The sequence below is a fragment of the Pedococcus aerophilus genome (genome assembly GCF_039532215.1).
GTDB lineage: Bacteria > Actinomycetota > Actinomycetes > Actinomycetales > Dermatophilaceae > Pedococcus > Pedococcus aerophilus.
Genome location: NZ_BAAARN010000001.1, coordinates 1,137,068 through 1,159,502, shown reverse-complemented (window position 1 = coordinate 1,159,502; position 22,435 = coordinate 1,137,068). Strand labels below are relative to the sequence as shown.

The window sequence follows — 22,435 nt, the reverse complement described above, 5'->3', positions numbered from 1 at the left end:
CCCGCCCTCGCGGTCCATTGCCTGCTGCACGCCATACATTTGATGTAATGCAACGTAGTGATTCAGGACTGACGAAAGGACTAGCCGTGGCCATGCCCGATGGGGCCCGCGTGCTCATCGCCGACGACGACCCGGACATCCGCGACCTCGTAGAGTTCAAGCTGACGCAGTCCGGTTACGCCGTCGAGGCCGTGGGCGACGGACTGGCCGCCTGGGAGTCGTTCCAGGCGGAGCGCCCGGCGCTGGTCATCCTCGACGTCATGATGCCCGGGCTCTCCGGCATCGACGTCCTGCGCAAGATCCGCGACAGCGAGAACGGCGCCGTGCCGGTCCTGCTGCTCAGCGCCAAGTCGCGTGACAGCGACGTCGACACCGGCTTCGCCGTCGGAGCCGACGACTACGTCATCAAGCCGTTCAGCCCCCGGGAGCTCCTGCACCGGGTGAACGGCATGCTCGCCCGAGCCCGGTGACGACGCGCCAGATCCTGCTGAGCGTCGAGCTCCTCGTCCTGGTCGTCTGCCTGGGGCTCGCCCTCAGCGTGATCTTCTCGAAGGTTTCGCGGCTGCGCCGTGAGGCCCGCACCGCCATCGCCCTGGCTCCCGTGCGTGGAGCCCTCATCGAGCTCGCCGCCGGTGAGCCGGAGGGCTTCCCCGTGCTGCGCGACGCCCGCGGCGAGACGGCGGACGCGATCGACGAGGCGGCCGTCGGCCTCCTCGCCAAGGTCCGCGGCGAACCCGCGACCCAGCTCGTCAGCGTGCTCAAGGACCACGGTGCGCTGGACCGGGCCAAGGCCGACGCGACCCACCGGTCGACCGTCCGCCGCGCGCACGCCGTCCAGCTGCTCGGCCTGGCCCGCGTCGAGGACAGCACCGCCCTGATCTCCGAAGCCCTCGAGGACGACGCCGCCGAGGTGCGCGCGAGTGCCGCGTATGCCGCGTCCTACCTGGCCGACCCCTGGTTGGCTGCCCCCCTGCTCCGTTCGGTCGGGGTCGGTGAGGGAATCCCCGCCGGTCTGGCCGCGGACGCCCTGCTCGAGATGGGCGTCGAGATCGCCCCGGTCCTGCGCGCCGCGATGCGCAACCCTGCTCCGCGCACCCGCATGGTGGCCGCCCACGTCGCCGGTGCCGGCACGTTCGTCCAGGCACTGCCGGAGCTGCGCGAGCTCATCGGCTCCGACCCCGACGTGACCGTCCGCGTCCAGGCAGCCCAGGCGCTGGGCTCGATCGGCCAGGACTCCGAGGTCGACCTGCTCACCCGGCACACGCAGTCCGACCAGCCCACCGACCTGCGACGTGCCTGCGCCCAGGCGCTGGGCCGGGTCGGCTCACCCCTGGCCCACGACACCCTGGTCGACCTGCTCGCAGACCCCGACCCCCGCCTGGCCGAGCTCGCCGGGGAGTCCCTGGCCCAGACCGGGGCCCGCGGCGTCGCCGCGCTCGAGGAGCGGCGGGACCAGCCGGCCGCCGGTCTCGCCCTGGTGGTCGCCGGCCTGAGGGCGGGCGGACGATGAACGGCGTCCTCGAAGGACTCCGTGGCACGGTCCAGTGGATCTACTCGGTCACCGCGATCCCGATCCTGGCCTACTTCGTGGTCATCAACCTGTCCTTCCTCGCGCTCATCATCACCGCGGGGTTCCAGTTCCGGCGGTACCTGCGCATGCGCGACGCGTCCGTCGACACCCTCGGTGGTGAGCTCGCGCTCGGCGTCTCGGTGGTCATGCCGGCCCACAACGAGGCCGCGAGCATCGTCACCGCCACGATCGCCATGCTCAGCCTGCGCTACCCGCGCCACGAGGTCATCGTCGTCGACGACGGCAGCACGGACGGCACCTTCGAGGTGATGCGGGAGGCGTTCGACCTCGTCCAGGTCCCGCGCCAGATGCCGTCGGACATCCCGGTGCGTGCCGAGATCCACGGCATCCACGTCCCCCGGGACGGGCACACCCGCCTGGTCGTGCTCCAGAAGGCGAACTCCGGCAAGTGCGAGGCGATCAACGCCGGCGTCAACATCGCCGTCGAGCCCCTCGTCGCCTTCATCGACTCCGACTCCATCCTCGAGCCCGACGCCCTCCTGCGTGTCAGCAAGCCGTTCACGGACGACCCCACCCGCATGGTCGCCACCGGTGGCACGATCCGCGCCGTCAACGGCAGTCGCGTGCTGTCCGGCCGACTGGTCCGGCTCGCCATGCCGACCGAGTGGATCGCCCGAATCCAGGTCGTGGAGTACCTGCGGGCGTTCCTCGTCGGGCGCACCGGCTGGTCGCGCCTGGGCATGCTCATCCTCATCAGCGGCGCGTTCGGGATGTTCCGTCGCGACGTCGTGGTCGAGACCGGTGGCCTGGACCCCAACAGCATCGGCGAGGACTTCGAGCTGGTCCTGCGCATCCACCGCAAGATGATGGACGAGGGCCGCGACTACGCGGTCGAGTTCGTCCCCGAGCCGGTGTGCTGGACCGAGGTGCCGTCGAGCTACGCCGTGCTGGCCCGCCAGCGCCGTCGCTGGCACCGCGGCCTCTGGGAGACTCTGTGGGCCTACCGCGGCATGATGTTCCGCAAGAAGTACGGCCGCATCGGGTGGGTCGTCCTGCCGTACTACTGGTTGTTCGAGCTCGCCGCCCCGCTGCTCGAAGGCTTCGGCATCATCTTCGTGGTCCTGGGCCTCGCGCTCGGCCTCGTCAACGTCCCGTACGCAATCTTGTTCCTCGTGCTGGCCTATGGCCTCGCCATCCTCATCACGCTCGCGGCGATGTCCGTGGAGGAGTGGGCCTTCCACCGCTACACCCGGTGGCGCGACCTCTTCATCACGCTCGCGGCGGCGATCCTCGAGAACGTCGGTTACCGGCAGCTCACCGTCTACTGGCGCCTGTCCGGGTGGTGGGCGAGCCTGCGCGGCAAGAAGCAGGTCTGGGGCGTCATGACCCGCACGGGCTTCGACGAGGCCCAGCCTTGAGCCGGCCGGCCGAGTGGTCGGTCTCGGCCCAGCTCCGACTCCTCATCGTCACGCTGCTCTGCATCGTGCCTGTGGTCGCCGGTGCTGCGCTGTTGACGGTGCGGGCCAACTCCCACGACACCGCCCGGTCGAGCCAGGTGTTCTCACCGGCGATCGACTCCACGACCGCGGTGCGTCAGCAGATGACGGACGCCAACGCGTCGTGGGCGCGGACCGTCGACGGGGACGCGGACGAGACACCCGCCCTGCGGCGCTCGATGAGCGCGGTGGAGCGCATGATCGCCCAGCAGCAGGAGGTCTTCCAGCGGGACGTGCTCACCGCCGGCGAGCGTGAGCGGTACGTGGAGCTGTCCGAGCGCCAGGAGACCGCCATCAGGGCGTGGTTCTCGTGGGTCGCCCAGCCGCGACCCACCGACGGGCCCGGCCTGGCGCGGGTCGTCGCCGGCGCCGACACGCGGTTCGCCGACTTCAGGGCGGTCTCGGCAACCCTGGAGTCCCAGCTCGCCGGGCAACGGATGCAGGCGCGCGAGCGCATCGCCGGCGCCTTCGACCGACTCCTCATCACCATGGCCGTCCTCACCGCACTCTCCTTCATCGCTGCCTACTTCATGTGGCGCACCATCGAGGGCTCGCTGTCCCGCCCGATCGGACGACTGCGGGGCGTCGTGGGCCGCCAACGTGCGGGCGACACCCTCGCCATGGCCGACGGCAAGGCCGGCGCGGCGGAGATCAGGGCGCTCGCCGACGACTTCAACGACCTCACCACGACCAACCGGGGACTCCTCGAGGAGCAGGCCCAGGTGCTGCGCATGCACGAGCTGGTGCTGGACGTCGCCCAGATGGTGCGCAGCGTCGACGACATCGAGGAGGTGCTGCGGCTGGTCTGCTCCCACCTCGGCACCGTCATGAACGCCGACCGTGTCCTGCTCTACACCCTGGGCGACGGCGAGACCGCGGTGGACGAGCGGGTCCAGTGGCACCGCGAGGATCTGCCCCCGCTGCCACCCCTTCCGCCGTCGCTGTCCGCCAGCGTCCCCGACGTGAACCGTGAGCTGCGCCGCGAAGGCTCGGTGTTCGTCATCCGCGACCTGCTCGACCCCGAGGTCGCCCGTGACGAGCGCGCGGCGGCCTTCCACCGGGCGACCGGCGCGCGGTCGCTGGTGATGGTCCCGGTGGGTGTGGGTGAGCGCGGGCTCGGTGTGCTGGCGCTGATGACCGTCGACATCTACCGCCGCTGGCGCCGGTTCGAGATCCAGGCCGTCCAGCAGAGCGCGGGCTACCTCGCCCAGACGATCGCGCAGCTCCGCCTCAACGAGATGCAGGTCGAGCAGGTGCGTCGGCTCACCGAGCTCGACCGCCAGAAGACCGACTTCATGGCGACGGTCAGCCACGAGCTGCGCACCCCGCTCACCTCGATCAGCGGCTACCTCGAGCTGCTCGAGGACGGCGACTACGGAAACCTCGCCCCCACCCAGCAGTCGGCCCTGCGTGTCATCGGCCGCAACGCCGCACGGCTGCGCGGGCTCATCGAGGACCTGCTGGTGCTCAACAAGATCGAGGCGACCGGGCTCGAGTCCGACCCCGAGGACGTGCTCGTCAGCGACATGGTCCGTGGTGTCACCGAGATGCTCCAGCCGGTTGCGGCCGCGGGGTCGGTCCGCCTCGAGGTCGACGCCGTCAACCCGTGCCTCAAGGTCCACGTCGACCGCATCCAGCTCGAGCGGGCGCTCATCAACCTCGGGTCCAACGCGGTGAAGTTCACCCCCGCCGGGGGCGTCGCGACGATCACCACGCGTGCCGTGGGGCGCACCGTCGAGATCATCGTCTCCGACACCGGGATCGGCATCCCCGAGAAGGACCAGGCCAAGCTCTTCGACCGCTTCTTCCGGGCCTCCAACGCCAACGCCCAGGCCATCCCCGGCACCGGCCTCGGCCTGGCCATCGTGCGTGCCATCGTCGAGGGGCATGACGGCACCCTGAGCTTCCGCTCGGTCGAAGGAGAGGGCACGACCATGACCATCACCCTCCCGCTGCTCAGCGCACCGACGCCCTCGTCGCCGCGGCGGTCGCCTGCTGCCGTCGGCGCCGCGGCGACGCCCGGGCCCGCAGGGAATGGGCAGCAGGCCTCCACCGTTTAGGAGATGTGCGCCGCTGTCTGGCACACTTGACCGCTGACCGGTTCACGGCAGCCAGGGCACTCCGCCCGGCCGACCCGGTCTCATGACTCAAGGAGCGCGAAGTGAAGAAGGACATCCACCCCGAGTACGTCGAGACGACGGTGACCTGCACCTGTGGCAGCACCTTCGTGACCCGCAGCACGGCCACCTCCGGCCAGATGCGCGCCGAGGTCTGCTCGCAGTGCCACCCGTTCTACACCGGCAAGCAGAAGATCCTCGACACCGGTGGCCGCGTGGCCCGCTTCGAGGCCCGCTACGGCAAGAAGGCCGCAGCCGAGAGCAAGTAGCTTTCCCGATGCGCCGGTCCTGACCCTCGTGGTCAGGGCCGGCGCATTGCTTTACCTGCCACCGTGCCGAACGCCCGACGCCCGACGCCCGTGGCAGGGCACCCCCACGAAGTCCCCACGCACCACCTCAGGAGCCCTCATGTTGGAGTCCGCCGCCGCCCTCGTCTCCGAGCACGCCGACCTCGAGCAGCAGCTGGCCGACCCGGCGGTCTTCGGTGACCAGGACCTCGTCCGCCGCCTCAACAAGAGGTATGCCGCGCTGGGACCGACCGTCGCGGCCTACCACGCGTGGCACGCGGCCACCGACGACCTCGCCGCCGCGCGCGAGATGGCCAAGGAGGACGCAGAGTTCGCTGCCGAGGTGCCCTCGCTCGAGGCCACCCTGGAGGCGGCCGAGGACAAGCTGCGCCGACTTCTCGTGCCGCGCGACCCCGACGACGACCGGGACGTGATCCTCGAGGTCAAGGCGGGGGAGGGTGGCGAGGAGTCGGCCCTGTTCGCCGGCGACCTGCTCCGGATGTACCTGCGGTACGCCGAGCTGCGCGGCTGGAAGACCGAGCTGATCGACGCGACCGAGTCCGACCTCGGCGGCTACAAGGACGTCCGGATGGCCGTCAAGGCCAAGGGCACGCCGCAGCCCGGCGAGGCCCCGTGGGCCCGCCTCAAGTACGAGGGCGGTGTGCACCGCGTCCAGCGGGTGCCGGTGACCGAGAGCCAGGGGCGGATCCACACCTCAGCCGCCGGCGTGCTCGTGATGCCCGAGGCCGAGGAGGTCGAGGTCGTCATCCACGAGAACGACCTGAAGATCGACGTCTACCGCAGCTCTGGCCCCGGCGGTCAGTCGGTCAACACGACCGACTCGGCCGTCCGGATCACGCACCTGCCGACCGGCACCGTCGTCTCCTGCCAGAACGAGAAGAGCCAGCTCCAGAACAAGGAGTCGGCCATGCGCGTGCTGCGTGCCCGGCTGCACCAGCTGGCCCAGGACGCCGCCGACGCCGAGGCGAGCGCCGCGCGCCGCAGCCAGATCCGCACCGTCGACCGCAGCGAGCGGATCCGCACCTACAACTACCCCGAGAACCGCCTCTCGGACCACCGCACGGGCTTCAAGTCCTACAACCTCGACACCGTCCTCGACGGCGAGCTCGACGCCGTCGTCCAGTCGGCGGTCGACGCCGACGAGGCGGCCCGCATGGCAGCCGTCGCCGAGGCGTCCTCGGGCTCGGGGTCGTGACCGCCGGCGCTCCCGGCGCCGGCTCGCCCGACCTCCGGACGGCGGTGCGTGCCGCAGCCTCACGGCTCACCGAGGCCGGCGTCCCCTCCCCGGAGACCGACGCCCTCGCCCTGGCCGCCCACGTCATGCGACGCCCGGTGGGGGAGCTGCGCACCGCGATGGTGCTCGGCGCCGCGGGCCCCGACCCGGCGGCATACGCCCGTCTCGTGGAGCACCGCGCCGACCGGGTGCCGCTCCAGCACCTCACCGGCCGCGCGGCGTTCCGCAACCTCGAGCTGTCGGTCGGTCCGGGGGTGTTCACGCCGAGGCCGGAGACCGAGGTGGTGGCCGGGTTCGCCATCGACGCCGCCCGCGCGGTCGAGGGCACCCCGGTGGTGGTCGACCTGTGCACCGGCTCGGGTGCCATCGCGCTGGCCGTCGCCGACGAGGTCCCGACCGCGACCGTGTACGCCGTGGAGCTGGGGGAGGACGCGCACGCCTGGGCGGCGCGCAACGTCGCCGACTGCGGGCTGCCGGTGACCCTCGTGCACGGCGACGCGACCTCGGCGTTCCCCGGGCTGGACGGGACGGTGGACGTCGTCGTGTCGAACCCGCCGTACATCCCGGTCGGCATGGTGCCGCTCGACCCCGAGGTCCGCGACCACGACCCGGAGCTCGCGTTGTACGGCGGCAGCGAGGACGGCCTCGCCATCCCGCTGGCCGTCGCCGCTCGTGCTGCGGTGCTGCTCAAGCCAGGTGGCGTGCTCGTGATGGAGCACGCCGACAGCCAGGGCGAGTCGCTGCCCGCGGGACTGCGCCGCAGCGGTCGATGGACCGACGTGCACGACGAGGTCGACCTGACCGGGCGCCCCCGCGCGACGGTGGCCGTCCGCGCCTGATCGACCTGCCGGAGGTCAGCTCGTCGCTGGAGCAGATCCAGCGCGAGTTCCCGCAGGCCAGGGTCGTGAAGTCGCTCAACACCCTCACCGCCGAGCTCATGGTGCGTCCCGCCGGCCTCGGCGAGTCGACCTCGGTGTTCGTCTCCGGTGACCACCAGGACGCCAAGGCCGTGGTGGCCGAGCTGCTCGAGAGCTTCGGCCACACCGATGTCATCGACCTCGGCGACCTCAGCACCGCCCGTGGCACCGAGATGCTGCTGCCGGTGTGGCTGCGCCTCATGGGGGCCCTCGAGACGAGGATGATCAACTTCAAGATCGTCCGCTGATCGACCGGCGCGTCCGGATGGGGTGAGCACAACTACGCTGGCGGGCATGAGCCCTGTGTACGACTGCACCACCGAGTCCGGGCGCGCCGAGGGGATCGCTGCCGCCGTTGAGGTCGTCCGCGACGGCGGCGTCGTGGTCCTGCCGACGGACACCGTCTACGGCATCGGCGCCGACGCCTTCTCCGCCGAGGCCGTCGCCTCCGTCCTCGCGGCCAAGGGCCGCGGGCGCGAGATGCCGCCCCCCGTCCTCGTGCCGAGCGTCCGCACCGTCGACGGCCTGGCCACCGACATCCCGGCGTGGGCGCGCGACCTCATCCGTGAGTTCTGGCCCGGACCGCTGACCCTGGTGTTCAAGGCACAGTCCTCGCTCATGTGGGACCTCGGAGACACCAACGGGACCGTCGCGGTGCGCATGCCGCAGGACGACACCGCCCTCGCGCTGCTCAGCGAGGTGGGGCCGATGGCGGTGACCAGCGCCAACCTGACGGGTCAGCCGCCGGCCACCACCATCACCGACGCCGCGGCCCAGCTCGGGGCCTCGGTCGCCGTGTACCTCGACGCGGGGCCGACGACGAGCAGCGAGGTGTCGACCATCATCGACTGCACGGGTTCGGAGCCCGAGGTCCTGCGCGCAGGGGCGGTCACGCAGCAGCAGATCGACGCCGTCCTGCACCCCGCCGAGCCTGCCGAGCCTGCCGAGCCCGAGTCCGCCGAGCCTGCCGAGCCCGAGCCCGAGCCCGAGCCTGCCGAGCCCGCGGAGTCCGACGACGAGCCCCAGCCGCTGCGCGTCGACGCGCTCGCACCGACGCCGGACACCCCGGGGACGGAGCCGACGCAGGCCCTAGAGTTGCCCGCGGATCCGACCGCCGAGCGCACCTCCGCCGACCACCCAGGAGAGACCCGATGACCCAGAGCGACACCTTCTACGGCTCCGACTTCGGTGCCCTGGAGTCCTTCGACCCGGAGATCGCAGGGGTCCTCGTCTCCGAGCTCGACCGCATCCGCGGCGGACTGCAGCTCATCGCGTCGGAGAACATGTCGAGCCCCGAGGTGCTGACCGCGCTCGGCTCCACGTTGTCCAACAAGTACGCCGAGGGCTACCCCGGGCGGCGCTACTACGGCGGGTGCTCCGAGGTCGACAAGGCCGAGACGCTGGCCATCGAGCGGTGCAAGACGCTGTTCGGTGCCGACCACGCGAACGTCCAGCCGCACTCCGGCGCGAGTGCCAACCAGGCGGTCTACGGCGCGTTCATGTCGCCCGGCGACACCATCCTCGCGATGGCGCTGCCCATGGGTGGCCACCTCACCCACGGCACCAAGGTCTCCTTCTCCGGCAAGTGGTTCAACGCCGTGCACTACGGCGTCGACCGCGAGACCGAGGACATCGACTACGCCGAGGTCGAGCGCCTCGCCAAGGAGCACCGACCCAAGGTGATCCTTGCCGGCGGTTCGGCGATCCCGCGTCTCATCGACTTCGAGTTCTTCCGGAAGCTGGCCGACGAGATCGGCGCCATCTTCTGGGTCGACGCCGCGCACTTCATCGGACTCGTCGCCGGCAAGGCGATCCCGAGCCCGGTGCCCCACGCCGACGTCGTCACCTTCACGACCCACAAGGTCCTGCGCGGCCCGCGCTCCGGTGCGCTCGTCTGCAAGGCCGAGCACCAGGCCAAGCTCGACAAGGCCGTCTTCCCGATGATGCAGGGTGGCCCGCAGATGCACACCATCGCGGCCAAGGCCGTGAACTTCAAGGAGTGCGCGACGCCGGAGTACCAGACCTACGCCAAGCAGGTCATCGAGAACGCCAAGGTCCTCGCGACGTCCTTGGGGGAGAAGGGGATCCGTCCGACCACCGGCGGCACCGACACCCACCTGTCGCTGCACGACCTCCAGGGTGTGGGCGTGACCGGTGCCGACGCCGAAGCCCGGGCCGACGGTGCCGGCATCGTCCTCAACAAGAACGCCATCCCGTTCGACCCGCAGAAGCCCAACATCGCCAGCGGCATCCGTGTCGGCACCCCGTGCGTCACCACCCAGGGCATGGGTACCGACGAGATGCGCACCGTCGCCGACCTCATCGCCAAGGCCGTCATCGAGGGCGACGCCGACCCCGAGCACGCGGTCTCCAAGGAGGTCCGCGCGGGCGTGACGGACCTCGTGACCAGGTTCCCGGCATACCCTCGAGGCTGAGTCCCGACCCACCCGAGAGGCGCCTGAGTGCGCGAGTACCTCCTCGTCCTGATGGTCGCCGCGGTGATCACGTATGCCGCGACGCCGCTCATGCGTGCCATCGCCGTGCGCACCGGGGCCTTCACCCCGGTGCGCGACCGTGACGTCCACTCGACGCCGATCCCGCGCCTGGGCGGGGTGGCGATCTTCCTGGGGTTCGCGGCCTCGATGCTCGCGGCCAGCCAGCTGCCCTACCTCGGTCAGGTCTTCGCCCTCGGTCCCGAGCTCAAGGGGACGCTGCTCGGCGCTGGGATCGTCTGCCTGCTCGGGGCGATCGACGACGTGCGTGAGCTCGACTGGCTGACCAAGCTGGGTGGGCAGATGATCGCCGCCGGGATCATGGCGTTCAGCGGGGTGATGTTGTTCCAGCTGCCGATCGGCGGGGTGACGGTGCTGCCCGAGCCCTTCATGGTGGGGCTCACGGTGTTCGCCGTCGTCGTGTTCACCAACGCCGTGAACTTCATCGACGGGCTCGACGGACTCGCGGCGGGGGTCGTCGTCATCGCCGCCTCGGCGTTCTTCATCTACAGCTACGGCATCTCGCGCACCTTCGACCCGCCGAACGTGTTCTCCTCGGCGACGTTCATCTCCGCCGCCCTGATCGGCTGCTGCCTGGGCTTCCTGCCGCACAACTACCACCCGGCCCGGTTGTTCATGGGGGACTCGGGGGCGCTGCTCCTCGGCCTGCTGCTGGCCGCGGCGACGATCTCCACCACGGGCAACGTCACCCCCTCGCAGGTGAGCACGAACCCCGTCGCCGCGACGCTGCTGCCGCTCGTCGTCCCCGGCGCGATCATCCTGCTGCCCCTGGTCGACATCCTGCTCGCCGTGGTGCGCCGCACGGCGAGGGGGGAGCGGCCCTGGAGCCCGGACAAGCAGCACCTGCACCACCGGATGCTGCAGATCGGCCACGGGCACCGTCGGGCGGTGCTGCTGCTGTGGCTGTGGGCGGCGGTCGCGGCCCTGGGTGCCGTGAGCTTCATCTTCCTCGAGCCGTGGGTCGCGGCCGGGGGTGTCCTCGGGGCGGTGCTCCTCGTCGGCGTCCTCACCGTGTGGCTGCCGCAGTGGGCGCCCGCGGGCGGGCGGGCCCGGCGCGTCCTGTAGCCGCACCTCCCACCCCGGCTGCGGCGATGGTGTCAGCCGGTCTGGAGCAGCCGTGCCTCGAGCCCTTCGCGGACCGTCGGCCACTCGTCGGCGAGGATGCTGAAGACCACCGTGTCGCGGAACGTCCCGTCGGCGCGCCTCGTGTGCCGGCGCAGCACCCCCTCGCGGGTGGCGCCGAGCCTGGCGATCGCGGCCTGCGAGCGGGTGTTCACGGCGTCGGTCTGGATCTTGACCCGCCCGAACCCCAGCTCGAAGGCGTGCCCGAGCAGCAGGAGCTTGCACTCGGGGTTCACCGCGGTGCCCCACCAGCGCGAGCCGTAGAGAGTCCAGCCGATGTGGGCGCGCTCGTTGACGACGTCGACGTCGCCCAGCGACGTGGTGCCCACGACCGTGCCCGCGTCACCCAGCCCGCCGACCCCGGTGAGCCGGACCGTGTATGCCGTGCGGCCGGCTCCGCGTGCCGCGATCGCCGCCGCGACCCACGCCTGCGTCGCCGCGAGGTCCGGGGGAGGGGCCGCCATGACGTAGCCCTGCGTGTAGACGACCGGGTCGCTGTGGACCACGTGCAGGCCCTCGGCGTCCTCCGGGCGGACGGGGTCGAGGCGCACGTGGCGACCGACCAGTGGGACGCCGGTGGGCAGGGTGGCACTCATCCCGGCAGGCTAGCGGCGGCACCGGCCCGGTCCCGGACGAGGCGGCTTTGGTGGCCGGAAGCGCTTGTGATACCTTTCACAAGCGCCCACAGACGGGTGTGACCAACCCTTTCGCCAGGCAGTCCAGCCCCGACGATCAGGCAGGCCATCGATGACGCAGCAGAGCGCCCAGACGGGTTCCTACCCGTTCAGCGCGACCTTGCGCGGATCCCTGGTCCCCACTCTCGTCGTGGGGTTGGTGACCTCGGTCGTGCTGGCACTCGTGCGCGGTGTGGACGGGGGGCTGTCCGCCGTCGTCGGCGTCGTCATCGCCGTCGTGTTCTTCGCCTCGGGCCTGCTGGTCATGGACAAGGTCGTCAAGGACAAGAACCCCGTCCTGTTCATGGCCGTGGGCATGAGCGTGTACTTCGCCCAGGTGCTGGTCCTGCTCGGGGTCCTCGTCGTCGCCCGCCGCGTCGACAGCCTCGACAGCCGTGCCGCCGGCATCGCGATGCTGGTCGCCGTCGTCACCTGGCAGGTGGCCCAGATGCGCGCGTGGCGCAACGCCCGCGTGCCCGTCTACGACACCCCCGCAGAGGGCGCCCCGACCCCCGGGTCGCCCGCGGACCAGACCCCCCGGACCACGACGACGGGAGAGGGCCAGTGACCGCAAGGTCCCGCGTCGCCCCCCGGTCATGGAGTCGGGTAGCGTACCTACCGTTCTGCGCCGAGCCGGCGTCGAGCATGCGTTCGTCCCGGTTGTCCCGCACCGACCGTGAAGTCCTCGGGGTGCTCGGGTTGATCGTCAGTTCATTCGAGGAGAGGCAGTGAGCCCAAACATGGTGTCTGCGGACCTGGTCGCGAACCTCGTGGCCGCAGGAGGCGAAGGCGGGTTCGAGACCCCCGGCGTCGCCGACTTCTGGTGGCCGGTGGTGCCGTTCGACGGAACCGGCCCGTGGGTGCTCACCCGTCCTGCGCTGGTGCTGCTGATCTCGGTGGGCATCCTGGGCTGGTTCTTCGTCTCGGTGTCGCGCAAGATGACCGTCGTCCCCGGCAAGACGCAGTTCATGGCCGAGGGGGCGTACAACTTCGTGCGCAACACCATCGGCCGCGACATCATCGGCACCAAGGACTTCATGCAGTTCGTGCCGCTGCTGTTCACCTTGTTCACGATGATCCTCCTGAACAACCTCTTCGGGATCATCCCGTTCGTGCAGTTCCCGACGATGAGCCGGGTCGGCATCCCGATCGTGCTCACGCTGATCGTCTACGTCGTCTACCACACGGTCGCGATCCGTCGTAAGCACGGCGTCCTCCCGTACTTCAAGTCCCTGATCCCCCCGGGCCTGCCCGGCTGGCTCAAGCCGATCCTGTTCGTCCTGGAGTTCCTCACCTACTTCGTCATCCGCCCGCTGACGCTCGCGCTGCGACTGTTCGGCAACATGCTGGCGGGTCACCTCATGCTGCTGGTCTTCATCCTCGGCGGCGAGTACCTCCTGCTGCACGGCAGCAACCTCTTCCTGAACTTCTCGGGCGTCCTCGCCTTCGGGTTCTCGATCGGCATGACGTTCTTCGAGCTCCTCATCGAGTTCCTGCAGGCGTTCATCTTCACCCTGCTTGCGGCGCTGTACATCTCGGACGCGGTGTCCGAGCACCACTAGCCGTTCGACCGTCGAGGCCACAGGCCTCGCGTGCACCACCTGAATATCCACACCCCCGACACCGGGAAGCGGTCCCGGTGCCACCGAAAGGAACACAGACATGACTGGCGACATTGCCTACCTCGGATACGGCCTCGCCGCGATCGGCCCCGGCATCGGTGTCGGTCTGATCTTCGCCGCCTACATCAACGGCGTCGCGCGTCAGCCCGAGGCTCGCGGAATGCTCCAGACCATCGCCTTCACCGGCATGGCGATCACCGAGGCCCTGGCCATCCTGGGTCTGGTCTTCGCGTTCGTCTTCCAGGGCTGACCTCCACCGAGTCGTCATCCCCCTGCCCGAGCTCCAACAGATAGGAAGCGACGTGTCACTCGCATCCGTAGTCGCCGCTGAAGGCGTGGGTTTCCCCTCGGGGTTCCCGCTGCTCCCGCACCCCGCCGAGATGATCGTCGGGCTGATCTCCTTCGGGATCTTGTACTGGTTGTACAAGACCAAGGTCGTCCCGCGCATGGAGGAGCTGTACGCCGAGCGGACCGCCGCCATCGAGGGCGGTATGCAGCAGGCCGAAGAGGCCCAGCAGCAGGCCCAGGCTGCCCTGGAGCAGTACCAGGCCCAGCTGGCCGAGGCTCGCGCCGAGGCCGCGCGCATCCGCGAGGAGGCTCGCGAGCAGGGTGCGGCGATCGTCGTGGAGATGCGCGGTCACGCGCAGACCGAGGCGGCTCGCATCACCGAGGCCGCGCACAAGCAGATCGAGGCGGAGCGCCAGCAGGCCGTCGTCTCCCTGCGTGCAGAGGTGGGTCGCCTGTCGACCGACCTGGCCAGCCGCATCGTCGGTGAGTCCCTCGAGGACGAGGCCCGCCAGCGTGGCATCGTCGACCGCTTCCTCGCCGAGCTCGAGTCTGGACAGGTCCAGCCCGAGAAGGTCGGAGAGGGCGCCTGATGCGTGGTTCTTCGCGCGCCTCCGCCATCGCCGGGAGCACGGCCCTCGAGGCCGCGCTCTCCGCGGGGACGGACCGCCGGACCCTCGCCGAGGAGCTCCTCGCCGTCACGGCGCTCATCGACAGCAGCGCCACGCTGCGCCGGGCCCTCGCGGACCCGTCGCGCGAGGCGTCCGGGAAGCAGGAGCTCGCCGAGCGCCTTCTCTCGGGCAAGGTCTCCCCGGAGACCGTCGTCGTGGTGAAGGCCCTCGTGGGCCAGCGCTGGGCGACCGAGCGCGACCTGTCGGACACCGTCGAGCGGCTCGGGATCGAGGCACTGCTCGCCGGTGCCGAGGCCAACGGGTCCATCGACCGGGTCGAGGACGAGCTGTTCCGCTTCGAGCGGATCGTGGCCGGCAACCCGGACCTGCGTGACCGCCTGACGAACCGTCAGGGTGACCCGCAGGCCAAGGCGTCGGTCGTCTCGCAGCTCCTCGAGGGCAAGGCCAGCGAGGAGACGGTCCGGCTCGCACGCCAGGCCGTGCTGGCCCCCCGCGGGCGCAAGCTCGACCGCACGCTCGAGGGCTACCTCGCGCTCGCGGCCACGCGGCGCGAGCAGGTCACGGCCGTCGTCACTGCGGCGACCGACCTCACCGAGCAGCAGCGCGAGCGCCTTGCCGCGGCACTGCAGAACATCTACGGCAAGACCATCGTGCTCCAGGTCGTCCGCGACGAGCAGGTCATCGGTGGCATCCGCGTGCAGGTCGGCGACGAGGTCGTCGACGGCACGGTCCTGCGGCGCCTCGACGAGGCCCGCAGGCACATCGCCGGCTGACGGCGCGCACCACAACTCCAGAGCACGACCACCACAACGCCTTCCGGTCCGAGCCCCCTCGGCGCCGGTCACTGCACCACTCAAGGGAGAAGAGATCAGATGACGGAGCTTTCGATCCGTCCGGAGGAGATCCGGGACGCACTGGACAACTTCGTTCAGTCCTACGAGCCCGGCACGGCCTCCCGCGAAGAGGTCGGCCGCGTCAGCGACGCCGGCGACGGCATCGCCCACGTCGAGGGCCTGCCCTCGTGCATGACCAACGAGCTGCTCGAGTTCGAGGACGGCACGCTGGGCCTCGCGCTCAACCTCGACGTCCACGAGATCGGCGTCGTCATCCTCGGTGACTTCTCCGCGATCGAGGAGGGCCAGGAGGTCAAGCGGACCGGAGAGGTGCTCTCCGTGCCCGTCGGTGACGCGTTCCTCGGTCGTGTCGTCAACCCGCTCGGCCAGCCGATCGACGGCCTCGGCGAGGTCGCCACGACCGAGCGTCGTGCCCTCGAGCTGCAGGCCCCCACCGTGGTGCAGCGCAAGTCGGTGCACGAGCCGCTGCAGACCGGCCTCAAGGCCGTCGACGCCATGACCCCCATCGGTCGCGGCCAGCGCCAGCTCATCATCGGTGACCGCCAGACCGGCAAGACCACGGTCGCGGTCGACACGATCATCAACCAGAAGCAGAACTGGGACTCGGGCGACCCCGAGAAGCAGGTCCGCTGCATCTACGTCGCCATGGGCCAGAAGGGCTCCACCATCGCTGCCGTCCGCGGCACGCTGGAAGAGGCCGGCGCCCTCGAGTACACGACCATCGTCGCGGCCCCCGCGTCCGACTCGGCCGGCTTCAAGTACCTCGCGCCGTACACCGGCTCGGCCATCGGCCAGCACTGGATGTACCAGGGCAAGCACGTCCTCATCGTGTTCGACGACCTCTCCAAGCAGGCCGAGGCCTACCGCGCCGTGTCGCTGCTGCTGCGTCGTCCGCCGGGCCGCGAGGCCTACCCCGGTGACGTCTTCTACCTGCACTCCCGCCTGCTGGAGCGTTGCGCGAAGCTGTCCGACGAGCTCGGCGCCGGCTCCATGACGGGTCTGCCGATCATCGAGACCAAGGCCGGTGACGTGTCCGCCTACATCCCGACCAACGTCATCTCGATCACGGACGGCCAGATCTACCTCCAGGCCGACCTGTTCAACGCCAACGTGCGTCCCGCGATCGACGTGGGTGTCTCCGTCTCCCGTGTCGGTGGCGCTGCGCAGATCAAGGCCATGAAGGAGGTCTCCGGTCGTCTGAAGCTCGACCTCGCGCAGTTCCGCGCCATGGAGGCCTTCGCCATGTTCGCCTCGGACCTCGACCCGGCCTCGCGTGCCCAACTCGCGAAGGGTGCCCGCCTCGTCGAGCTCCTCAAGCAGAAGCAGGCTGCGCCGTTCCCGGTCGAGGAGCAGGTCGTCTCCATCTGGACCGGCACCACCGGCCAGCTCGACTCCGTCGCGGTGGAGGACGTGTCCCGCTTCGAGACCGAGTTCCTCGACTACCTGCGTCGCGAGAAGAAGGGCCTCTTGGACGCCATCCGCGAGTCCAAGAAGTTCGAGGACGAGACCCGCTCCGGTCTCGAGGAGGCCGTGACGGCCTTCAAGCAGCAGTTCGCCGCCTCCGGCTCCGAGAACACCCCCGTCGGCCACGAGGCCGACCCGGGCGAGCTCGAGCACGAGGTCGAGCAGGAGCAGATCGTCAAGCAGAAGCGCTGAGTCGGCTGCCGGGTGCGCGCCAGTCGCGCACCCGGCACCCACAGCGAGCGGCAGCGGGGGCACACCCCCTCGCACCCCAGAACTGATCAGCGGCGACCAGCCGCACCAGGAACGAACGAGAGAGGCGGCAACATATGGGAGCGCAGATGCGGGTCTACCGCCAGCGCATCCGGTCCGTCCAGGCGACCAAGAAGATCACGCGCGCGATGGAGCTCATCGCAGCCTCCCGCGTGGTCAAGGCGCAGCAGCGGGTGCGCGAGTCCTCGCCGTACGCGCGTGCGCTGACCCGGGCGGTCTCGGCCGTGGCGACGTTCTCCAACGTCGACCACCCGCTGACCACCGAGTCCGAGGAGGTGCGCCGCGCCGCCGTGCTCGTCGTGACCTCCGACCGTGGCCTCGCCGGCGCCTACAGCTCCTCCGTCCTCAAGGAGAGCGAGCGCCTCATCGGCGAGCTCAAGGCGGACGGCAAGGAGGTCACCCCCTTCCTCGTCGGACGCAAGGCGGTGGGCTTCTACAAGTTCCGCAAGCGCGAGTACGCCGACGAGTGGACCGGCTTCACCGACCAGCCCAACTTCGAGGTCGCGCGGGAGATCGGGGAGACCCTGGTCGCCGCGTTCAACCGCGACTACGACGAGGGTGGTGTCGACGAGGTGCACATCGTGTTCACGCGGTTCGTGAACATGGTGACCCAGGAGCCCGACGTCATCCGCATGCTGCCGCTCGAGGTCGTCGAGGGCGAAGAGGCCCCGGCCGACGACGACGTCCTGCCGCTCTACGAGTTCGAGCCGAGTGCCGAGCAGGTGCTCGATGCGCTGCTGCCGAAGTACGTCACGGCGCGCATCTTCAACTGCCTGCTGCAGGCCGCCGCGTCCGAGCTCGCCTCGCGCCAGAAGGCGATGAAGTCGGCCACGGACAACGCCGAAGAGCTCATCAAGAAGTACACCCGGTTGGCCAACCAGGCTCGCCAGGCTGAGATCACCCAAGAGATCAGCGAGATCGTGGGCGGCGCCAGCGCCCTCGCCGACGCCAGTTGAGAAGGTAGAGAGAAACCAATGACTGCCACTGTCACTGAAGAGACCAAGGCCGCCACCCCCGGTGGCATCGGCCGCATCTCCCGCATCATCGGCCCGGTCGTCGACGTGGAGTTCCCCGCCGACGCCATGCCGGAGCAGTACAACCTGCTGACCACGTCGGTGGAGCTGCTCGGGGAGACCAAGAACCTCAACCTCGAGGTCGCCCAGCACATCGGCGACAACATGGTCCGCGCCATCTCCCTGCAGCCGACCGACGGCCTCGTCCGCGGCACGCAGGTCCAGGACACCGGCGGCCCGATCTCGGTGCCCGTCGGCGACCAGACGCTCGGCAAGGTCTTCAACACCACCGGTGAGGTCATGAACCTCGCCGAGGGCGAGACCTTCGAGGTCAAGGAGCGCTGGGGCATCCACCGCAAGGCCCCGGCCTTCGACCAGCTCGAGTCCAAGACCCAGATGTTCGAGACCGGCATCAAGGTCATCGACCTGCTGACCCCCTACGTGCAGGGTGGGAAGATCGGCCTGTTCGGTGGCGCCGGCGTGGGCAAGACGGTGCTCATCCAGGAGATGATCGCCCGTGTCGCCCGCGACCACGGTGGTGTGTCGGTGTTCGCCGGTGTCGGCGAGCGCACCCGTGAGGGCAACGACCTCATGGTCGAGATGGAGGAGGCCGGCGTCCTCGGCCAGACCGCCCTCGTCTTCGGCCAGATGGACGAGCCGCCGGGCACGCGTCTTCGCGTCGCGCTCTCGGCGCTGACCATGGCGGAGTACTTCCGCGATGTGCAGAACCAGGACGTGCTGCTCTTCATCGACAACATCTTCCGCTTCACCCAGGCCGGCTCCGAGGTCTCCACCCTCCTCGGCCGTATGCCGTCCGCCGTGGGCTACCAGCCCACCCTCGCCGACGAGATGGGCACGCTCCAGGAGCGCATCACCTCGACGCGTGGTCACTCGATCACCTCGATGCAGGCGATCTACGTGCCGGCTGACGACTACACCGACCCGGCCCCGGCCACGACGTTCGCGCACCTCGACGCGACGACCGAGCTCTCCCGTGAGATCGCCTCGCTGGGCATCTACCCGGCCGTGGACCCGCTCACGTCGACCTCGCGAATCCTCGACCGTCGCTACATCGCCGAGGACCACTACAACACCGCGGTTCGCGTCAAGCAGATCCTCCAGCGCAACAAGGAGCTGCAGGACATCATCGCCATCCTCGGTATCGACGAGCTCTCCGAAGAGGACAAGATCCTCGTCAACCGCGCCCGTCGCATCCAGCGCTTCCTGTCGCAGAACACCTACGTCGCGAAGCAGTTCACCGGCATCGAGGGTTCGACGGTCCCGCTGTCCGACAGCATCGAGGCCTTCACGAAGATCGCCGACGGCGAGTACGACCACGTGCCGGAGCAGGCCTTCTTCATGTGCGGTGGCCTCGACGACGTCGAGCGCCAGGCAGCCGAGATCGAGAAGAACCTCTGACGCGACAGCGTCACCGAGGTCGACGCGAGAGCGTCACAGCAGCACCCGTAGGTCGTGGGGCCAGCCGCTCTGGCTGGCCCCACGGCATACCACCCGCCGCGGGGTCTCCCACGACGGCGGTTAGACTCGAGCAGTACGCATTCCCCCGTGGAGGACACCGTGAGCACCCTGCAGGTTGAACTCGTCGCCGCCGACCGGAAGGTCTGGGAGGGCGAGGCCGAGATGGTCCAGGCCCGCACCATCGACGGCGAGCTGGGCATCCTGCCCGGCCACACGCCCCTGCTCGGCGTCCTCGTCGAGGGCGAGGTCCGCATCAAGACCGGCGGCACGAACGCTGTCGCGACCGTGGACGGCGGGTTCCTGTCCGTCGACCGGGACAAGGTCATCATCGTCGCCGAGGCCGTCGACGCCTCGCAGATCCCGGCCTAGCCGAAGGGGTGAGCATGTCGCCCGTGGTCTTGTTCGAGATCATCGTGGGGACGCTCGCCCTGCTCGCAGTGCTGGCGTTGGCGTACATCTTCGTGCGCCGGCGCCTGCTGTCGTCCGGGGCGCCGCTGATGCTGTGCGCCCTGCGGCTGCCCGGCCGCTCGTCCTACCGGCTGGGCCTGCTGCGCTTCTCCGGCAGCACCCTGGAGTGGTTCACCCTCATCGGGCCCTCGCCCCGCCCGCTGCGGTCGTGGGACCGGCCGCTGCTCGAGCTCGGCCCGCCGGAGGCGGCGGAGGAGGCGATCGCCGGTCTGCCTGACGCCGTGACGGTCGAGTGCCACCACGACGGTGAGGACTTCCGCATCGCCCTGGCCGCTCCTGCCTACACCGCGATGCGCAGCTGGCTCGAGAGCTCGCCCCCCGGGTTCAACGTCAACGTCGCCTGAGGCGCTTCGTCGACACCCGCCTCACTTCGTGGTGGGTACCTCGGCCCGGCCACCGCCGGGCTGCCACAGCACGTCCCCACCGATCGGGAGGTTGGCGACGCGGGCGAGCACGAAGAGCAGGTCCGACAGGCGGTTCAGGTAGGTCGCGGTGAGCACGTTGATGCCGCCCTCGCCCTTGGTGCCGTCGCCGGGCTGGTCGCCGTAGGCGTCGATGGCGGCCCATGCCGCGCGCTCGGCCCGTCGCACGACGGTCGTGGCCACGTGCAGGTGCGCCGAACCGACCGTCCCGCCGGGGAGGATGAAGGACCGCAGCTTCTCGACCCGCTCGAGGTAGCGGTCGCAGTCGGCCTCCAGCTCGTCGATCCATGCCTGCTCGACCCGCAGCGGCGGGTACTCGTAGGTCGGCTGGAGCGGCGTGCACAGGTCGGCACCCACGTCGAAGAGGTCGTTCTGCACGCGCAGCAGCGTGGCCCGGATGTCCTCCGGCAGGTCGCCCGCCGCGACCGCGACACCGATGGCGGCATTCGCCTCGTTGGCGTCGGCGTAGGCCAGCAGCCGGACGTCGGTCTTGCTGGTCCGGCTCATGTCGCCGAGGTGGGTCTTCCCGTCGTCGCCGGTGCGGGTGTAGATGCGGGTGAGGTTGACCATGGCAGCAGCCTGTCAGATGGGGGAGCAGGCCGCGGATAGGGTGGGTCGGTGGCTGAGAGATTCAGGGTTGTCGGAGGCACCGCGCTGCGAGGCGAGGTCGCCGTGTGGGGTGCCAAGAACAGTGCGCTCAAGCTCATGGCGGTGGCCCTGCTGGCGGTCGGGCGCACGCGGCTGACCAACGTCCCCGCGATCCTCGACGTGACCATCATGGCCGAGCTGCTCCGTCGGCTCGGGTGCACCGTCGACTACGACGCCACCGCAGGGGTCGTCGAGATCGACGTCCCGGAGAAGATCGGTCACCGCGCCGACTACGACCTCGTCCGTGCGCTGCGTGCCTCGACCGCGGTGCTCGGACCCCTCGTCGCGCGCACCGGCTCGGCCGATGTCGCGGTCCCCGGCGGCGACGCCATCGGCTCGCGCGGCCTCGACCTGCACGCCGCAGGTCTGGAGGCCCTCGGCGCCAAGGTCCACGTGACGCACGGCTTCCTCGTCGCCGAGGCCCCGTCGGGGCTCGACGGAGCCGAGATCCGCCTCGACTTCCCCAGCGTGGGAGCCACCGAGAACGTCCTCACCGCGGCAGTCCTGGCCCGCGGGACGACGGTGCTGGAGAACGCCGCCCGGGAGCCCGAGATCGTCGACATCGCCGAGATGCTGATCTCGATGGGCGCGCAGATCAGCGGAGCCGGCACCTCGGTGATCGAGGTGCAGGGCGTCGGGAGCCTCGCCCCGGTCGAGCACGCGGTTGTCCCCGACCGCATCGCCGCAGGGACGTGGGCCTTCGCCGCGTCGGCGACCCGGGGCGGCGTCGAGGTCGTCGGCGCCGTCAGTGCCCACCTCGTCGCGGCGCTCGAGCTCGTGGAGGCGAGCGGCGCCACCGTCACCGACACCTCGCGCGGATTCCGGGTCGACTCCGGGGGGCGGCGTCCCCGGGCGTTCGACGTGGCCACCCTGCCCTACCCCGGGTTCCCGACCGACCTCCAGCCGTTCGCGCTGGCCTGCAACGCCGTCGCCGAGGGGTCGGCGATGATCACAGAGAACCTCTTCGAGGCGCGCTTCCGCACCGTCCAGGAGCTCAACCGCCTCGGTGCCGAGACCCGCATCGACGGCCACCACGTCATGGTCCACGGCGTCGAGCGGCTCTCGGGCGCACCCGTCGAGGCCAGTGACATCCGTGCAGGTGCCGCCCTCGTCATCGCCGGACTCGTCGCCGACGGGGTGACCACCGTCAGCGGCGCCCAGCACATCGACCGTGGGTACGCCGGCTTCGCGGAGAGCCTGCAAGGCCTGGGCGCGGACGTCACCCGGGAGCCGGACGACGACCCGTTCCTCTGAGCAGCCGGCAGCTCGAGGTGACCCGCGTCACAACAGTTACCAGAAAGTGACCTGACCCGGGACAACCGTTCTCCCTTCCACTTGCGTCTGTGTGAGTGAATGTGTCCACGGA

24 protein-coding genes are annotated in these 22,435 nt (G+C 70.2%); 22 read left to right on the top strand and 2 right to left on the bottom strand.

Annotated elements, in window-relative coordinates; genetic code table 11:
* Window positions 1-92 precede the first annotated feature (92 nt).
* From ABD286_RS05430 to ABD286_RS05380, 11 genes are all read left to right on the top strand, one after another.
* Entirely contained in the window at window positions 93-470 is a 378-nt protein-coding gene (locus ABD286_RS05430; protein WP_344193268.1) for a response regulator transcription factor, read from the top strand.
* The gene (locus tag ABD286_RS05425; RefSeq protein WP_344191051.1) at window positions 467-1,510 is read left to right on the top strand and encodes a HEAT repeat domain-containing protein; all 1,044 of its coding nucleotides are present in this window, start codon (window positions 467-469) and stop codon (window positions 1,508-1,510) included. Before ABD286_RS05430 ends, ABD286_RS05425 begins: the two co-directional genes overlap by 4 nt.
* Window positions 1,507-2,949 (top strand): glycosyltransferase family 2 protein, encoded by a 1,443-nt coding sequence (locus tag ABD286_RS05420; RefSeq protein WP_344191049.1) that lies wholly within the window; start codon window positions 1,507-1,509, stop codon window positions 2,947-2,949. The genes ABD286_RS05425 and ABD286_RS05420 overlap by 4 nt, the downstream gene beginning before the upstream one ends.
* Window positions 2,946-5,087, top strand: coding sequence for a sensor histidine kinase (locus ABD286_RS05415; protein ID WP_344191047.1), 2,142 nt, complete (start codon window positions 2,946-2,948; stop codon window positions 5,085-5,087). The genes ABD286_RS05420 and ABD286_RS05415 overlap by 4 nt, the downstream gene beginning before the upstream one ends.
* A gap of 101 nt (window positions 5,088-5,188) precedes the next feature.
* On the top strand, window positions 5,189-5,413 hold the full coding sequence (gene rpmE / locus ABD286_RS05410; protein WP_344191045.1) for a 50S ribosomal protein L31: 225 nt from the start codon (window positions 5,189-5,191) through the stop codon (window positions 5,411-5,413).
* Between the two features lie 139 nt (window positions 5,414-5,552).
* Window positions 5,553-6,647: a peptide chain release factor 1 gene (prfA, locus tag ABD286_RS05405; RefSeq protein WP_344191043.1), complete on the top strand. Its 1,095-nt coding sequence runs from the start codon at window positions 5,553-5,555 to the stop codon at window positions 6,645-6,647.
* Window positions 6,644-7,525 carry a peptide chain release factor N(5)-glutamine methyltransferase gene (prmC, locus tag ABD286_RS05400; protein WP_344191041.1) on the top strand — a complete coding sequence of 294 codons (882 nt, stop codon included), beginning with the start codon at window positions 6,644-6,646 and terminating at the stop codon, window positions 7,523-7,525. The genes prfA and prmC overlap by 4 nt, the downstream gene beginning before the upstream one ends.
* On the top strand, window positions 7,456-7,851 hold the full coding sequence (locus tag ABD286_RS05395; protein WP_344191039.1) for an NADPH-dependent F420 reductase: 396 nt from the start codon (window positions 7,456-7,458) through the stop codon (window positions 7,849-7,851). The genes prmC and ABD286_RS05395 overlap by 70 nt, the downstream gene beginning before the upstream one ends.
* A 46-nt stretch (window positions 7,852-7,897) precedes the next feature.
* Window positions 7,898-8,758: an L-threonylcarbamoyladenylate synthase gene (locus ABD286_RS05390; RefSeq protein ID WP_344191037.1), complete on the top strand. Its 861-nt coding sequence runs from the start codon at window positions 7,898-7,900 to the stop codon at window positions 8,756-8,758.
* On the top strand, window positions 8,755-10,038 hold the full coding sequence (locus ABD286_RS05385) for a serine hydroxymethyltransferase (protein ID WP_344191035.1): 1,284 nt from the start codon (window positions 8,755-8,757) through the stop codon (window positions 10,036-10,038). Before ABD286_RS05390 ends, ABD286_RS05385 begins: the two co-directional genes overlap by 4 nt.
* A gap of 27 nt (window positions 10,039-10,065) precedes the next feature.
* On the top strand, window positions 10,066-11,181 hold the full coding sequence (locus tag ABD286_RS05380; RefSeq protein WP_344191033.1) for an MraY family glycosyltransferase: 1,116 nt from the start codon (window positions 10,066-10,068) through the stop codon (window positions 11,179-11,181).
* Window positions 11,182-11,213: 32 nt separating this feature from the next.
* On the opposite strand, the gene ABD286_RS05375 is transcribed toward ABD286_RS05380, so the two are convergent.
* The gene (locus ABD286_RS05375) at window positions 11,214-11,834 is read right to left on the bottom strand and encodes a GNAT family N-acetyltransferase (protein WP_344191031.1); all 621 of its coding nucleotides are present in this window, start codon (window positions 11,832-11,834) and stop codon (window positions 11,214-11,216) included.
* A gap of 151 nt (window positions 11,835-11,985) precedes the next feature.
* On the opposite strand from ABD286_RS05375, the gene ABD286_RS05370 reads away from it, so the two are divergent.
* The 10 genes from ABD286_RS05370 to ABD286_RS05325 all read left to right on the top strand — a co-directional run bounded on the left by ABD286_RS05370 (window position 11,986) and on the right by ABD286_RS05325 (window position 20,343).
* Entirely contained in the window at window positions 11,986-12,480 is a 495-nt protein-coding gene (locus ABD286_RS05370) for a Cg1360 family ATP-synthase-associated protein (protein WP_344191029.1), read from the top strand.
* Window positions 12,481-12,640: 160 nt separating this feature from the next.
* Window positions 12,641-13,474: a F0F1 ATP synthase subunit A gene (atpB, locus tag ABD286_RS05365; RefSeq protein ID WP_344191027.1), complete on the top strand. Its 834-nt coding sequence runs from the start codon at window positions 12,641-12,643 to the stop codon at window positions 13,472-13,474.
* A gap of 100 nt (window positions 13,475-13,574) precedes the next feature.
* Window positions 13,575-13,784, top strand: a complete 210-nt coding sequence (gene atpE, locus ABD286_RS05360; protein WP_056140202.1) for an ATP synthase F0 subunit C — start codon at window positions 13,575-13,577, stop codon at window positions 13,782-13,784.
* A gap of 52 nt (window positions 13,785-13,836) precedes the next feature.
* Window positions 13,837-14,412 (top strand): F0F1 ATP synthase subunit B, encoded by a 576-nt coding sequence (locus tag ABD286_RS05355; protein WP_344191024.1) that lies wholly within the window; start codon window positions 13,837-13,839, stop codon window positions 14,410-14,412.
* Complete coding sequence (locus ABD286_RS05350; RefSeq protein WP_344191022.1) at window positions 14,412-15,224, top strand: F0F1 ATP synthase subunit delta; 813 nt, start codon at window positions 14,412-14,414, stop codon at window positions 15,222-15,224. Before ABD286_RS05355 ends, ABD286_RS05350 begins: the two co-directional genes overlap by 1 nt.
* 99 nt (window positions 15,225-15,323) lie before the next feature.
* The gene (atpA, locus tag ABD286_RS05345) at window positions 15,324-16,961 is read left to right on the top strand and encodes a F0F1 ATP synthase subunit alpha (protein ID WP_344191020.1); all 1,638 of its coding nucleotides are present in this window, start codon (window positions 15,324-15,326) and stop codon (window positions 16,959-16,961) included.
* A 134-nt stretch (window positions 16,962-17,095) separates the two neighbouring features.
* Window positions 17,096-17,995, top strand: coding sequence for a F0F1 ATP synthase subunit gamma (locus ABD286_RS05340; protein ID WP_344191018.1), 900 nt, complete (start codon window positions 17,096-17,098; stop codon window positions 17,993-17,995).
* A gap of 18 nt (window positions 17,996-18,013) precedes the next feature.
* Window positions 18,014-19,471, top strand: a complete 1,458-nt coding sequence (gene atpD / locus ABD286_RS05335; protein ID WP_344191016.1) for a F0F1 ATP synthase subunit beta — start codon at window positions 18,014-18,016, stop codon at window positions 19,469-19,471.
* Between the two features lie 159 nt (window positions 19,472-19,630).
* Window positions 19,631-19,900 carry a F0F1 ATP synthase subunit epsilon gene (locus ABD286_RS05330; protein WP_344191013.1) on the top strand — a complete coding sequence of 90 codons (270 nt, stop codon included), beginning with the start codon at window positions 19,631-19,633 and terminating at the stop codon, window positions 19,898-19,900.
* Between the two features lie 14 nt (window positions 19,901-19,914).
* Window positions 19,915-20,343, top strand: coding sequence for a DUF2550 family protein (locus tag ABD286_RS05325; RefSeq protein WP_344191011.1), 429 nt, complete (start codon window positions 19,915-19,917; stop codon window positions 20,341-20,343).
* A gap of 21 nt (window positions 20,344-20,364) precedes the next feature.
* Here ABD286_RS05325 and ABD286_RS05320 read toward each other — a convergent pair whose 3' ends face one another.
* On the bottom strand, window positions 20,365-20,991 hold the full coding sequence (locus ABD286_RS05320) for a cob(I)yrinic acid a,c-diamide adenosyltransferase (protein ID WP_344191009.1): 627 nt from the start codon (window positions 20,989-20,991) through the stop codon (window positions 20,365-20,367).
* A 48-nt stretch (window positions 20,992-21,039) separates the two neighbouring features.
* On the opposite strand from ABD286_RS05320, the gene murA reads away from it, so the two are divergent.
* The gene (gene murA, locus ABD286_RS05315) at window positions 21,040-22,323 is read left to right on the top strand and encodes a UDP-N-acetylglucosamine 1-carboxyvinyltransferase (RefSeq protein ID WP_344191007.1); all 1,284 of its coding nucleotides are present in this window, start codon (window positions 21,040-21,042) and stop codon (window positions 22,321-22,323) included.
* Window positions 22,324-22,435 lie beyond the last annotated feature (112 nt).

Bases quoted from the DNA above. Each gene is read 5' to 3' on its own strand.
- ABD286_RS05430 (WP_344193268.1), top strand. From the start codon at position 93: ATGCCCGATGGGGCCCGCGTGCTCATCGCCGACGACGACCCGGACATC.
- ABD286_RS05420 (WP_344191049.1), top strand. From the start codon at position 1,507: ATGAACGGCGTCCTCGAAGGACTCCGTGGCACGGTCCAGTGGATCTAC.
- prfA (WP_344191043.1), top strand. From the start codon at position 5,553: ATGTTGGAGTCCGCCGCCGCCCTCGTCTCCGAGCACGCCGACCTCGAG.
- ABD286_RS05395 (WP_344191039.1), top strand. From the start codon at position 7,456: ATGGACCGACGTGCACGACGAGGTCGACCTGACCGGGCGCCCCCGCGC.
- ABD286_RS05390 (WP_344191037.1), top strand. From the start codon at position 7,898: ATGAGCCCTGTGTACGACTGCACCACCGAGTCCGGGCGCGCCGAGGGG.
- ABD286_RS05385 (WP_344191035.1), top strand. From the start codon at position 8,755: ATGACCCAGAGCGACACCTTCTACGGCTCCGACTTCGGTGCCCTGGAG.
- ABD286_RS05375 (WP_344191031.1), bottom strand. From the start codon at position 11,834: ATGAGTGCCACCCTGCCCACCGGCGTCCCACTGGTCGGTCGCCACGTG.
- ABD286_RS05370 (WP_344191029.1), top strand. From the start codon at position 11,986: ATGACGCAGCAGAGCGCCCAGACGGGTTCCTACCCGTTCAGCGCGACC.
- atpE (WP_056140202.1), top strand. From the start codon at position 13,575: ATGACTGGCGACATTGCCTACCTCGGATACGGCCTCGCCGCGATCGGC.
- ABD286_RS05350 (WP_344191022.1), top strand. From the start codon at position 14,412: ATGCGTGGTTCTTCGCGCGCCTCCGCCATCGCCGGGAGCACGGCCCTC.
- atpA (WP_344191020.1), top strand. From the start codon at position 15,324: ATGACGGAGCTTTCGATCCGTCCGGAGGAGATCCGGGACGCACTGGAC.
- ABD286_RS05340 (WP_344191018.1), top strand. From the start codon at position 17,096: ATGGGAGCGCAGATGCGGGTCTACCGCCAGCGCATCCGGTCCGTCCAG.
- atpD (WP_344191016.1), top strand. From the start codon at position 18,014: ATGACTGCCACTGTCACTGAAGAGACCAAGGCCGCCACCCCCGGTGGC.
- ABD286_RS05325 (WP_344191011.1), top strand. From the start codon at position 19,915: ATGTCGCCCGTGGTCTTGTTCGAGATCATCGTGGGGACGCTCGCCCTG.
- ABD286_RS05320 (WP_344191009.1), bottom strand. From the start codon at position 20,991: ATGGTCAACCTCACCCGCATCTACACCCGCACCGGCGACGACGGGAAG.